Here is a 13780-nt window from a genome sequence, read left to right as displayed (position 1 = left end):
CCCCATGATAATTTTTTCATATCAACCCCGTTATTCTACATCGGTAATGCTATCTTGCATTTTTATTAAATCTTTCATCAAATTTGTGTTTATTATTTGTGTAGCCCCAAAATAGAATAAACATTAAAATAAGCATCTTCTCTACGGGGTTAGAGAATTATCTATTATCATGAAAAAAATTACAACCCTTATCGCTGTTGTAGCACTGAGTTACTTCTCGGGATTTACGGCAATAGCTCAAGAAGATTTGAGTAAAAAGCTCCTTCCCATGGACCCAAAAGTAAAAGTAGGGGTTCTTCCAAACGGACTTAAGTATTATATCATGAAAAACGCTGAGCCTAAAAATAGAGCACAATTGCGTTTGATAGTAAAGGCGGGGTCTGTATTGGAAAATGATGCACAACAAGGGCTTGCTCACTTTATGGAGCACATGAATTTTAATGGCACTAAAAACTTTCCGAAAAACGAGTTAGTTGATTTTCTTCAAAAATCTGGTGTCCGTTTTGGAGCAGACTTAAATGCTTATACAGGTTTTGATGAAACGGTATATATGTTGCCTGTTCCAACGGATTCGATAGAGGTATTCAAAAAAGGTATCCAGATTCTGGAAGACTGGGCTCATAATGCTACATTAGACCCTACTGAAATCGACAAAGAAAGAGGCGTAGTATTGGAAGAATCTCGTACAGGCAAAGGCGCTCAGGCACGTATGCGTGATAAGTTCTTTCCTATCATTCTAAACAATTCGCAATATGCCAAACGTTTGCCTATTGGTAAAGATGACATCCTACAGAATTTCAAGTATGAAGTGCTGAAACAATTTCACCAAGATTTTTATCGTCCAGATTTAGAAGCCGTAGCCGTAGTAGGTGATGTAGATGTCGCAATGGTAGAAAAAATGATTATCGAGAAATTTAGCGGTCTTCAAAATCCTGCCAATGAAAAACCAAGAACAAAGTATAAAATTGATTTGAACGGTAGTACAGATGTAGCCATCATCACCGACCCTGAGCAACCTAATACGATTGTTCAGATTATGAATAAGCAAGAAAAACGCAAAGACGTTACTTATCAAGACCGTCGTGAAGGAATGCTTCGATCATTGTTCAATCAAATGCTTTCTGGACGTATTCAAGAGCTTACGCAAAAAGCTGATCCTCCTTTTCAATATGGTTATGCAGGTTATAGCGGATTTTTAGGAAACCTAGATGCTTTCAACACCGTGGTTGTGGCAAAAGGTGGAAATATAGAGAAAGGCTTGAAAGCAATTTTAGAAGAAGTATCTCGTGCTAAGAAATTTGGTTTTAATGCCTCTGAATTACAAAGAGCCAAAACTCAGTACATGGTAGGTCAAGAACAGGCTTATAAAGAAAAAGATAAAACTGATTCTGAACAATTGGTAGAAGGATTGGTAGGTGCTTTCTTGGAAGATGAAAACCTAACTTCAACTGAATTTGGGTATGAGTTTACCAAGCAGTATTTGGAAGGTATAAAACTAGAAGAAGTCAATTCATTAGGTAATTTATTGATTACTGATACCAACCGTGCTGTGATTTTGATGGCTCCTGAAAAAGACAAAGCTACCTTGCCTACAGAAGCTCAAATCAGAGAATGGTTGAATTCAGCTGGAAAAGATGTAACAGCCTATGTTGACCAAACTGTCAATAAGCCTTTGATTGCGAAATTGCCGACGGGTTCTAAAGTAATTGCTACTAAACTAATTCCAGAAGTAGGTCTTACAGAATATACTTTTGCGAATGGTGTAAAGGCTGTTTTAAAACCAACAGATTTTAAAAATGATGAAATTTTGATTGGTGGTTATAGCTTTGGCGGGTCAAATTTATATGGTGCCAAAGATGCTGATAATGCTCGTGTAGCTTCTGCTATTGCCACTATTGGTGGCTTAGGGGATTTCTCTACGGTAAACCTCCGCAAAGCCTTAACAGGCAAAGTAGCGAGAGTTAGTCCATTTGTTTCAGGAACGACTGAAGGCATCTCAGGCTCTAGTAATCCTAAAGACTTAGAAACGGCATTACAGTTATTGTATAGTTATTTTACCCAGCCTCGTTTTGATGCTGATGTAGTAAAAGGTTTTCTAGCAAATCAACGTGATGCTTTGGCTAGTCAACAAAAAACTTTGACGCCCGAGAAAGTGTATAGTGACTCTTTAACGGCAATTTTAAGCAACTATGCTCCTCGTAATTTACCAATGACAGTAGAAAGATTGGAGAAAATTGATGCTGCTCGTGCTTTTCAGATTTATAAAGAACGCTTTGCAGATGCTTCTGACTTTACGTTTTTCTTTGTAGGGAATTTTAAAAATGAAGAGGTTAAGCCTTTGTTAGAGAAATACTTGGGAGGATTGCCATCAACTAAACGCAAAGAAACTTATAAAGATTTAGGTATTCGCCCACCAAAAGGAAAGGTTGAAAAAACACTTTACAAAGGTACAGAACCTAAAGCACGTGTTACATTGGTATGGTCTGGTGATTTTGATGGTACTACCGAAAGCGAAACACAGGTTGAAGCTTTATCAGAAGTATTGGAAATCAAATTGATTGAGAAATTAAGAGAGGAAGAATCAGGAGTATATGGTGTAGGTGTAAGTGGCAGTACAGCTAAGATTCCTGCTAAACGTTATAATTTCCGTATTGCTTTTGGCTGTGCTCCTGAAAACGTAGAGAAGTTGGTAGCACGTACTTTGGCTGAAATTGAAAAAGTAAAAGAAAAAGGTGCTGAACAAACAGATATCGATAAGTTTAAGGTAGAAACGAAACGTCAGACGGAAACACAATTGCGTGACAATGGTTTCTGGATGGGTTATTTACAATCTCAGTATCAAGAAGGTGACGATGTAAAATACATTTTGAAAGAAGAAGAAGCCCTTAAAAAAGTAACTGTTGAAAGTACTAAGACGGCTGCTAAAAAATACTTCGCTGATAATGTCATTAAAGTAATTATGTTGCCAGAGAAGAAGTAATTTTTTGAAGACTAAAGATTATGAGAGTTGAGGACAAAGGAAGAAATTCTTTTGTCCTCATTTTTTTTAGTAGCACGAGTTTTCAACTCGTGGGTATGTCCCTTCACGAGTTGAAAACTCGTGCTACAAATCATTCATAATTATTACCAATAACACCATCAAACAACGTAAAACTATCTTATCTTTGTTTAGCCAATTATTTATTCAACTAAGTTCTATAAAAACCACATTCTATGCTTGCAAAAACCTTCGGTAGTGCCGTTCATGGTGTTGATGCTACCATTATCACTGTTGAAGTGAGCGAAGGCCAAGGACAAAACTTCTTTATTGTTGGGCTTCCAGACGGAGCAGTTAAAGAATCTACTCATCGGGTGGAATCCGCCATCAAACAAACAGATTTTTTCTTTCCTCGTACCAAAGTCGTTGTAAATCTTGCTCCTGCTGATATCCGTAAAGAAGGTTCTGCTTATGATTTACCCATCGCTTTAGGAATTATCCATGCTTCTGGACAAAGTAATTTAAAAAGTCTTGAAGACTACGTCATTATGGGCGAATTAGCCTTAGATGGTACTTTACGACCTATAAAAGGAGTTTTACCCATTGCCATTGAAGCCCGAAAAAAAGGCTTGAAAGGATTCATTCTTCCTATTGAAAATGCGTCAGAAGCTTCTATTGTTAACAATTTAGACATCATCGGTGTCAATACGTTAAGCGAAGCGGTTGACTTTTTGAAAGGAACACTTCAGATAGAACCTTTGGTTACTGATACGCGTGATATTTTCTTTAACTCTCAGAACAATTACGATGCTGACTTTTCGCACGTGCAAGGACAAGAAAATATTAAAAGAGCCTTAGAGATAGCCGCAGCGGGTGGACATAATGTTATTATGATTGGTCCTCCGGGTGCTGGAAAAACTATGTTGGCTAAAAGGATTCCTTCTATCCTTCCTCCGCTTTCATTACAAGAAGCTTTGGAAACTACTAAGATACATTCTGTAGCAGGGAAACTAGGGACGAAAGCTTCATTAGTTTCTACACGCCCTTATCGTTCGCCACATCATACTATTTCAGATGCCGCCTTGGTTGGTGGAGGAGGAAACCCACAACCTGGAGAAATTTCATTAGCCCATAATGGCGTATTGTTTTTGGATGAATTACCAGAATTCAAACGTTCGGCTTTGGAAGTAATGCGTCAACCTTTAGAAGAACGAAAGGTATCTATTTCTAGGGCAAGATGGGCAGTAGAGTTTCCCTCAAGCTTTATGCTGATTGCTTCGATGAATCCTTGCCCTTGTGGTTATTATAACCATCCTGAAAAAGAATGTGTTTGTGGGCCAGGTGTAGTGCAAAAATACCTTAATAAAATATCGGGACCATTATTAGATAGAATCGACCTTCATGTGGAGGTAACACCCGTAAAGTTTGAACAATTATCGTCTAACAGAAAATCTGAAAGTTCTGCTGATATTCGAGAGAGGGTAATTAAAGCAAGAGAAATACAAACTATTCGTTTTAAAGACCATCCTGCCATTTATTGTAACGCCATGATGCCTTCGCAAATGGTGAAAGAGATATGCGAAATTAATACTGCAGGCGTTGCTTTATTGAAAAAAGCGATGGAAAGGTTACAACTTTCGGCACGTGCTTACGACCGTATTTTAAGAGTAGCCCGTACAATATCCGACTTAGCAGGCACAGAAGATATTCGTGCCGAACATTTAGCCGAAGCGATACAGTATAGAAGTTTGGATAGAGAGAACTGGGCGGGGTAATAAAAGGCAAACTACATATAGTGTATATATATTCATTTGCATATATTACATAATATCATTGTAAATCTCTTTGATATAAGACCATTTCCAGTCTTTTTTCGCTTGGCATAAACCTGCTTTGACAGGATTGTTTAATACATAATTTAAAATTCGATGAAGTTCATCTCTATTACGTACCAGTCTATCATAACTTTCTCTTTGCCAAAACTGGCTGGTACGGTTTAAAATTTTATTACATTCAAAAGCCGAAAAACGTTTGACGGAATGCATAAAATCTTCTAAATAAAATGGAGTATCAGTTTCTGATTCATCAAATAAACGAATTACAATATGGACATGATTGGACATGATACAATACGCATATAATTCTATCTTTTTATTATCCCAAAAATGTAAAGAGTCTGCGACTATTTGAGCCATAGCATCACTTTTCAGGTAATGATTTCCCTCTTGATAAGTATCATAAAAGGTATCTCGTTTAGCAAAGTCTAGTCTTCCTAGTTTATCTAAATCATTTTCATAATTTTTGGGAAATTGAATAATATTAGCTTTTGCCCGAGCGTATTCTTCTTTCCATTGTTCTAATACTGACTGAGGTATACTCCCATAGAGATTGTAGGTAACGAAGTATGTTCCACCAAGAGGTTGCAAATGAGGTAGACTTCTTCTATAGAACTGTTTTTTCATATTCTTTGAGTAGAACTGTATCTGTAGCACGAGTTTTCAACTCGTGCACAAAATACTATAAAGAGCACGAGTTAGAAACTCGTGCTACAGAATTGTTATAAACCTTTCACCATTTTTACAAAAGCTTTGGTATCTCCATCTAAATCTGTTGAAGTACTTAGCATTTTAATAAAAGCACTACCTATAATAGCTCCCGCTGCATGAGAGGAAGCCTTTTTAAAGGTTTCATTATCCGAAATACCAAACCCAATGAGTCGTGGATTATTTAAATTCATGCTGTTTACTCTTTCAAAATACTCTTCTTGGGCATCCGAAATCCCTGATTTTGCACCTGTAGTACTTGCCGAAGAAACCATATAGATAAAACCGTGTGATACTTCGTCGATATGTCTGATTCTACTTTCGCTAGTTTGTGGGGTAATCAAGAAGATATTCAGAATACCATATTTATCAAAAACAGCTTTGTATTCTTCTTCATACACGCTAGCAGGCATATCTGGCAAAATCAAGCCATCAACACCTACTTCTTGGCATTTCTGACAAAAAGCTTCTACCCCAAATTGTAAGACTGGGTTAATATAACCCATCAATAAGATAGGCACACTAATGCCTTCCTGACGGATGCCTGCTAGTTGTTCAAACAAAAGCTTTACCGTCATTCCATTGTCGAGCGATACTTGGTTAGCTTGTTGAATCGTTTCGCCATCTGCCACTGGGTCTGAATAAGGCATTCCTATTTCCACTAAGTCTGTTCCGCCTTCTTGTAATGATTTCAAAATCAATTTAGTATCATTGATTTTCGGAAAGCCTGCTGTAAAATATACGTTAAGTAGATTATTCTTTTTTACTGAAAAAAGTGCTGTAATACGGTTCATGATATGGTTTACCTCACCCCCGCCCCTCTCTGAAAAGAGCGGACGCGTAGTAGGGCTGGGGGTGAGGTGTTATTTTTTATTGTAAAATTCCTTGAGATAATTCTTTAAAATCAAGTCCATCGAAAGTCCCTGATGACATCATTAACAAATTACTGTTACGCCATCGCTCGGCTAATAGGAAGTCTTTGAGGGAAGCATTATCTGTGAAAACTAATAAATTAGGGTTATTGAAATGAGTCTTAATATCCTCTGGCGTAATTGCTGGCAGTTTTTTATGTGCTAGCGTCTTCGGACTAAAATATACAATAGCAACATCTGCCGCATTCAATTTGTTGGCATATTCTCCTAAAAAGTCTTTGTTCAAGCTACTAAAAGTATGTAATTCTAAACAGGCTACTAATTTACGATTAGGAAATTGTGCTTTTACGGCCTTGGTCGTTGCTTCTACCTTAGACGGTGCATGAGCAAAATCTTTATAGATAATCGTTTCCGCATTTTCAGCGACCAATTCTAAGCGTTTGGCAGCACCTTTGAAAGATGGAATAGCTTGATAAAATTCATCCTCTTCAATACCAATCTGCGAAAGCACTAACTTAGCGCCAGTCAAATTTTTAAGGTTATGCTCTCCGAATACTTCAATGGCTAATTCTTTCTTATCGGGCAAAATCAACAATGTTTTGCCATCTTTTACTTTGTGTGGATGGGCTGAATAAGGGAATTTTCTAACGCTTTCGTATTCTTTTGCTCCAATTTTATTGACCAATTTGTCTGTTTCATCATAAATAAAACTACCTGCCTTGGGAAGTAAGTCTGCTAATAATTCAAACTGATGTACGTAATCATTAAAATCTGGATAGACATTGATATGGTCCCAAGCAATACCTGACATCAATACCACGTGGGGATGATAATGTAAAAATTTAGGCTGACGGTCGATAGGTGATGATAAGTATTCATCGCCTTCAATTACAATCACAGGAGCATCCGAAAGGCTCGCCATTGTATCAAAGCCTTCTATTCTGGCACCCACCATATAGTCGAACTTGCGATGATGGTATTTCAGTACGTGCAAAATCATAGAAGTAATGGTCGTTTTTCCATGACTTCCCGCAATAACTACTCTTTGTTTATGTAAACTTTGGCTATAAATAAATTCAGGATACGAATAAATTTTTATGCCTAATTCTTGGGCTTTAGCTAATTCTGGATTATCTACCCGAGCGTGCATTCCTAAAATTACACAGTCTAAATCATTCGTGATTTTATCAGGAAACCAACCTATTTCAGCAGGGAGCAAACCTTTTTCCCCCAACAGGGTTCGTGAAGGCTCATAGATTTCATCATCCGAACCCGTAATACGATAGCCTTTATTATGTAAATCAATGGCTAAATTGTGCATCGCTGCACCTCCGATAGCAATAAAATGTATTTTTTTCATGAAACCTGTTTACGGAAAGTACTCCCCGTAGAAACTAATTCTAAAAACGGAACGTTAAATATAGAATAAATCCAATTTTTATGCTTGCAAAGGTCATACTTTTATTGCACTTTTGCACGCTTTTTATGTAGCAGTTTCGTTAATAGTAAACAACAAAAATTTACCTTTACTAAAAAAACTTCTGAGATTAAGTTTCACGAAGATATAAGTATTTTTAATCAAAACCCCGCATTTATGCTTTTCGCAGTAGGATGAAAAATTACATTGACCTAATTGACCAAACCATTGAATTCCCAACCCTGGAATTCAACATTGACCAAGACAATGAACTTTTGTTCAATAATGTTCCGCTCATGGACATTATCCAGCAATATGGTACTCCCTTGAAAATTACGTACTTACCCAAAGTTGGCGAGCATATCGAGAATGCCAAAAGGATGTTTAAGAACGCCATCAAAAAGTACAACTATAAGGGAAATTATACTTATTGTTATTGTACAAAATCATCCCATTTTAAGTTTATTGTCGAGGAGGTTCTGAGTCACAATGTGCACCTCGAAACATCTTCTGCTTTCGACATTTCACTTATTCGTGATTTGTACAGAGAAAATAAGATTTCTAAGTCTACTTATATTCTTTGCAACGGATACAAGCTACCTCTTTATACGCAGTATATCAGCGAGTTAATTAACGAAGGCTTTAATTGTATTCCAATTCTAGACAACCTTAAGGAGATTGACTTTTATGACAAATTTGTAACGACTGAAACCGTAAATTTAGGAATCAGAATCGCAACGGATGAGGAACCAGACTTTGCTTTCTATACTTCTCGTTTGGGTTTACGCTATTCAGATGTAATGGAATTGTACAAAGACAAAATCCAAAATAGTGAGCGCTATAAATTAAAAATGTTACATTTCTTCATCAATACAGGTATTAAAGATAGTGCCTATTATTGGTCAGAATTAAGCCGTTTTATCTATAAATATTGTGAACTAAAAAAGGTTTGTCCTGAACTAGATTCTATCGATTTAGGGGGTGGTTTACCTATCCAAACTTCTTTACAATTCAACTACGATTATCAGGCGATGATTGATGAAATTGTAGAGTCTATCTCATGGATTTGTAATAAAAGCAATGTACCTGTACCAAATCTATTTACTGAATTTGGCTCTTATACTGTAGGTGAAAGTGGTGCGGTTTTATACGAAATCATCGACCAGAAGCTACAAAATGATAAAGAATTATGGTACATGATTAATGGTTCTTTCATTACACAACTGCCAGATTCTTGGGGTATGAACCAAAAATACATCATGTTGCCAGTGAATAACTGGGGAAGTCCATACCAAAAAGTAAATTTAGGTGGACTTACTTGCGATTCGATGGATTTCTATAATACTGAAGCCCACAGTTCAGATTTGTATTTACCAATCTTTGAAGAAGGACAAGAACGCCAGTTTGTTGGATTCTTTCATACGGGTGCTTATCAAGAATCTTTGGGTGGCTATGGTGGTATTCAACACTGTTTGATTCCAGCACCAAAGCACGTAATTGTTGACCGACTAGAAAACGGAACGATTACAACTCGCCTCTTTGCTGACGAACAAGGCAAAGAAGGCATGATGACAATCTTAGGATATGGCGAAAAAGCTAATGAAGAAGGAGAAGAAAAAGTTTTTATTCTTAGCCAAGATGAATTGACATTGGCCGAAAACCTTTCAATGGTTGAACAGTAGTTTTATAAGTGATGAGTTTTGAGTGTGGAATGAAGAGTTCTTTCTTACAGTAATTTCAAATTAATACAAGACAAAAAATCTCTAACGAGGGAATTAATTCCCTCGTTAGGAATAATGGAGATTGGCTGTTAGTTCAAATCCGAAATCTGATGACCGAAAGCCGATAGCTATCTCACAATCCTTTGAAAATTAATCATTTGCGAAACAATATTTATTCTTTTTTTTCGTAATTTAACGTAAGAGTACCTTTATGTACCACTTACATTCAAATATTAATCATGAAAAAAGCTACTATTATTATTGGTTTTATGGCAGTTTTGTCTTTAGCATCATGTGCAAGGAAAAATAATTGCCCCGCATATGGAAGCACAAGTATTGACAAACCAACTTATAAAGGACGAAATTAATACTTTCCGCTAACGCATTTGAAGCAACAGTAAAGGTTATTCTCTTTACTGTTGCTTTTTCGTTTATTGAAACTTTGTTCAACTCAATAAATCGTGTTAAGTTTACACGATTTATCTTTTCGTAAGATTTTCCCTTCCAAAAGCATTATAATTTACTGTAAAACAATACGTATGCAAGCATTTATTTTTGATATGGACGGCACAATGGTGGACAATATGATGGTACACCACCGTGCATGGCAACTAAAATTAAAGGAATTAGGACTTGATTTAACTATCGAAGAAGTCAAAGAACGTTGTCATGGAAAGAACGAAGAAATCATAGAGAGACTCTTTCCTAATAAATATACACCCGAAGAACGCTACCAGATTTCTTTTGATAAAGAAGTGCATTACCGTAAAGTATTCAAAGATGATTTAAAATTGATAAACGGACTTGAGGGATTCTTAGAAGAGGCAAAGGGTGCTAATATCGCTATGGGAATTGGTACTGCTGCACCTATCGAAAACATCAATTTTGTATTAGATAATTTAGGTATTCGCGACTATTTTTCATGCGTAGTCCATGCTGGCATGGTGGATAAAGGCAAGCCAGACCCCGAAGTTTTTGAAAAAGTAGCCAAAGGGTTAGGTGTTTCTCTTGCAGAAAGTCTTGTATTTGAAGATTCGCCAACAGGCGCTAAAACAGCAGAAAATGCGGGTTGTACAGCTATTATTCTAACTACTACTCATCAAGAAGTCGAATTTGAAAAGTTCTCAAACATTAAATTATTTATAAAAGACTATACAAATCTTACAATTGAGCAAGTCAAAAACCTTTTTTAACACCCTTTAGCATTATTACCTCACATGAAAAAAAGTATCTTTTTATTAGTACTCCTTTTTACAATTGTTTATTCAAAAACACAGGCTCAAGATAAATTCTTATTGTTTTCTTACTTTGTGGATAACGGACAAGACGGACTGCATTTTGCGGCAAGTACGGATGGTTTAACATGGAAGACCCTAAAAGCGGGCAAGTCGTTCTTGAAACCAAACGTGGGCAAAGATAAATTAATGCGTGACCCATGTATTATTCAAGGGGCAGATGGCGAATTTAAAATGGTTTGGACAAGTGGTTGGAACGATAGAATTATTGGCTATGCTTCGTCTAAAGACTTAATCAATTGGTCTGAACAACAAGCCATTCCCGTGATGGAACATGAACCTACTGCCAAAAACTCATGGGCTCCAGAGGTTTTTTATGATGATAAAACTAAGAATTATTTAATTTTTTGGGCAACTACTATTCCAGGAAGACATTCAGAAATTGGAGAAACTGAGCGTGAAAAAGGCTTAAATCACCGTATTTATTATGTAAAAACACGTGATTTTAAGACTTTTAGTGAAACAAAGTTATTCTTTAACCCTACTTTTAGTGCCATTGATGCGACTATTCTGAAAGATGGGAAATGGTATTATATGTTTGTGAAAAACGAGAATCCTAAGCCAGCAGAAAAAAATATCAGGATTACACGTTCTAAAAAAGCAGAAGGCCCCTATCCTACTGAAGTATCAGCACCAATCACTGGAAATTATTGGGCAGAAGGACCGACAAGCGTAAAAATCGGTGAATATACTTATGTCTATTTTGATAAATATACACAGCATAAGTATGGTGCTATCCGTTCTAAAGATTACAAGACTTGGGAGGATGTTTCAGACCAAATGACTTTCCCTAAAGGACTTCGTCATGGAACTGTCGTTGAAGTATCAAAAGCTGTTTTTGAGAAATTACAAGCTGAATAAAATGTTTGTTTTAAGTCAAAGTATTTGACTAATACAGCCTACTCACAATATTATAAACATCTAATAATCAAACCCTTATCCATATCCATAGCGAGGGACTTAAGTCCCTCGCTATGGATATGGATAAGGGTTTGATTACCTCGTTAGCAATAAATCCTATCTTTACGGTTTAGCCTTCGCAATATTCACTGCTTCCAATTCTTTTATTCGCTCGGTAGCTAAAGTAATATATTCGTTATTCTTTTTGTTTTTTGATAGCATATACTGTTTATACAGTTTCAGCGTCTTTGTCTTGTTTGGTGACTTCCAGTCATTTACTCGTGCTATTAAATATAAATAATCTGCTTTTCCTGAATACTCAAAAGCCTTTTGATAAGCTTCTAACGCATTGTTGTACCTAGTATTCTTTTCATCAATTAAGCCTATTCGTTCATAGTACTTTGGTAAATCATCTGACAACCCTGCATTAATAGCTTGTTGAAAGTATTGAATCGCTAAATCTTCCTTTTTTAGTTTAGTGTAACATAAACCAAGGTAAAAAAAAGCGGGTTCCGACTCTATTTCTACTTCTAATACTCGTTCAAAACAAGCAATTGACTGTGGAATACTATCCAAATAAAAATACGCATATCCTAATAATTGTTGATAACCAATTGTAGAATCTCCTAAAGCCATCGCTTTTTTAATAGATGATACGACAGGCTTAAATTTGTTTTCTCGATAATTTACTCTGGCATTCAACTGCCAAAGGGATATATAAGTGGAATCTAAAAGGAGTCCTCTTTTGATTAGTACTTTTGCTTCTTACAAACTATCGACTTTTACCAATAGTTTCGCTAGTTCTACCATACTCTCAGCATCGGACGGACTAATAGAGATAGCTTTTTTGAAATGTATTTTTGCGAGAGAATCTTTAGCCTGTTTTAAACAAAGCATCGCATAGCTTTTATATACAAAGGCATTCGTAGAATCTATAGAAAGTAAAGCCTCATAGCTTTTTTGGGCTTGATATAATTTCCCTGTCTTTTCATAGAGACTTGCCAAACTCAGCATTGCCAAAGTATTGTTGGGGTCTTGAGATAAAACAGATTGATAATTTTCAATGGCTTCTTTTAGCTTACCAACTTTTACCTGAGAAAATGCTAAATCTAAACGACAAGCAAGTGACGAACAGTTTTTTAAACTTATAATTGCCTTTTCAAATTGATATTGGCGAATTAAGTTCTGGCTTTCCATTTCTGCTTGAGCCAACACTGTCCTCAGGCTGATTACCATTAATAATAATATTAAGTATAATGTTCTCATTTTCATCTTTTAAAAACATAGTTATATAACTATAAAAATAGTTTATAAATTTGTCCTTTCAAAGTGAAAACTAATATTTAAGTTGATTTTTTATTAATATTTTTCATTTTATTAATCATTAAAATAATCATCCAATAACAACCATAATTAATTGATTATTAGACAATTATATTTACAATTAAATACTGTAAGGCTTCTGAGAAATCGATAAAATAAAAAGGATGGATATTGATGCGTAAATTTTAAATTCTCGTTTGCTTATTTCTCAGCCAAATAATAAAAAAGCGTCTATTTTATTTGCAATAACGTTGCATTGTATTACTTTTGCAACATGATTACAACAATGGAACATACTCATAGTCATACTCTAAAAATAGAGAAGGTTGGTTTTTACCTTTCTGTTCTTTGTGCGATACATTGCATAGCTACTCCTTTGTTAATTACACTGATTCCATTTTTGGGTGGAAGCTTATTTGCTGACCATACTTGGGAGTTATGGTTCATCGGAGTGAGTCTTGTTTTAGCAAATATTATTTTAATAAGAGATTATAAAAAACATTTGAATGCTATTCCACTTTTGCTTCTAATGTTAAGCTTAGTGATAAAGCTTAGTGAAATAGTTTGGTTTGCAGATAAGTATGAACTTATCACTGGTGGCTCGGGTGGTTTATTAATTGCTTCGGCTTATTATATCAATTGGAAAACCAAAGAAAAAGCTTGCGATTGTTGATTTACAATTAATAATTCATAAAAAAATCCCTTTCAGAAAATACTGAAAGGGATTTTTTT

At 35.8% G+C, this 13780-nt stretch carries 11 protein-coding genes; 6 read left to right on the top strand and 5 right to left on the bottom strand.

The window, feature by feature from the left end; all coding sequences use genetic code 11:
- Window positions 1-169 precede the first annotated feature (169 nt).
- On the top strand, window positions 170-2980 hold the full coding sequence (locus AC1RNE_RS12195; RefSeq protein WP_492801230.1) for a M16 family metallopeptidase: 2811 nt from the start codon (window positions 170-172) through the stop codon (window positions 2978-2980).
- Window positions 2981-3213: 233 nt separating this feature from the next.
- On the top strand, window positions 3214-4752 hold the full coding sequence (locus AC1RNE_RS12190; protein ID WP_492801229.1) for a YifB family Mg chelatase-like AAA ATPase: 1539 nt from the start codon (window positions 3214-3216) through the stop codon (window positions 4750-4752).
- Window positions 4753-4797: 45 nt separating this feature from the next.
- On the opposite strand, the gene AC1RNE_RS12185 is transcribed toward AC1RNE_RS12190, so the two are convergent.
- From AC1RNE_RS12185 to AC1RNE_RS12175, 3 genes are all read right to left on the bottom strand, one after another.
- Window positions 4798-5439, bottom strand: coding sequence for a transposase (locus tag AC1RNE_RS12185; protein ID WP_492801228.1), 642 nt, complete (start codon window positions 5437-5439; stop codon window positions 4798-4800).
- Between the two features lie 95 nt (window positions 5440-5534).
- Window positions 5535-6314, bottom strand: a complete 780-nt coding sequence (gene trpA, locus AC1RNE_RS12180; RefSeq protein WP_492801227.1) for a tryptophan synthase subunit alpha — start codon at window positions 6312-6314, stop codon at window positions 5535-5537.
- A 76-nt stretch (window positions 6315-6390) separates the two neighbouring features.
- A complete protein-coding gene (locus AC1RNE_RS12175) occupies window positions 6391-7752 on the bottom strand; it encodes a UDP-N-acetylmuramate--L-alanine ligase (RefSeq protein WP_492801226.1) in 1362 nt (453 codons plus the stop codon).
- A gap of 251 nt (window positions 7753-8003) precedes the next feature.
- Here AC1RNE_RS12175 and AC1RNE_RS12170 point away from each other — a divergent pair, with 251 nt between their 5' ends.
- The 3 genes from AC1RNE_RS12170 (at window position 8004) to AC1RNE_RS12160 (ending at window position 11686) form a co-directional block, all read left to right on the top strand.
- Window positions 8004-9491, top strand: coding sequence for a type III PLP-dependent enzyme domain-containing protein (locus AC1RNE_RS12170; protein WP_492801225.1), 1488 nt, complete (start codon window positions 8004-8006; stop codon window positions 9489-9491).
- A 578-nt stretch (window positions 9492-10069) separates the two neighbouring features.
- Window positions 10070-10723 carry an HAD family hydrolase gene (locus tag AC1RNE_RS12165; protein WP_492801224.1) on the top strand — a complete coding sequence of 218 codons (654 nt, stop codon included), beginning with the start codon at window positions 10070-10072 and terminating at the stop codon, window positions 10721-10723.
- Between the two features lie 24 nt (window positions 10724-10747).
- On the top strand, window positions 10748-11686 hold the full coding sequence (locus AC1RNE_RS12160) for a glycoside hydrolase family 43 protein (RefSeq protein WP_492801223.1): 939 nt from the start codon (window positions 10748-10750) through the stop codon (window positions 11684-11686).
- Between the two features lie 162 nt (window positions 11687-11848).
- Here AC1RNE_RS12160 and AC1RNE_RS12155 read toward each other — a convergent pair whose 3' ends face one another.
- Together AC1RNE_RS12155 and AC1RNE_RS12150 are read right to left on the bottom strand one after the other, a co-directional pair.
- Window positions 11849-12427 carry a tetratricopeptide repeat protein gene (locus AC1RNE_RS12155; RefSeq protein WP_492801222.1) on the bottom strand — a complete coding sequence of 193 codons (579 nt, stop codon included), beginning with the start codon at window positions 12425-12427 and terminating at the stop codon, window positions 11849-11851.
- A gap of 63 nt (window positions 12428-12490) precedes the next feature.
- Window positions 12491-12991 carry a tetratricopeptide repeat protein gene (locus AC1RNE_RS12150; RefSeq protein ID WP_492801221.1) on the bottom strand — a complete coding sequence of 167 codons (501 nt, stop codon included), beginning with the start codon at window positions 12989-12991 and terminating at the stop codon, window positions 12491-12493.
- A 343-nt stretch (window positions 12992-13334) separates the two neighbouring features.
- Between AC1RNE_RS12150 and AC1RNE_RS12145 the strand changes: the two genes are divergently transcribed.
- Window positions 13335-13721 carry a MerC domain-containing protein gene (locus AC1RNE_RS12145; RefSeq protein WP_492801220.1) on the top strand — a complete coding sequence of 129 codons (387 nt, stop codon included), beginning with the start codon at window positions 13335-13337 and terminating at the stop codon, window positions 13719-13721.
- Window positions 13722-13780 lie beyond the last annotated feature (59 nt).

The organism is Arcicella sp. GW822-FHT02H01 (genome assembly GCF_058802005.1).
Note: the sequence above shows the minus strand (reverse complement) of the source record. Positions and strands in the feature narration are given on the sequence as shown.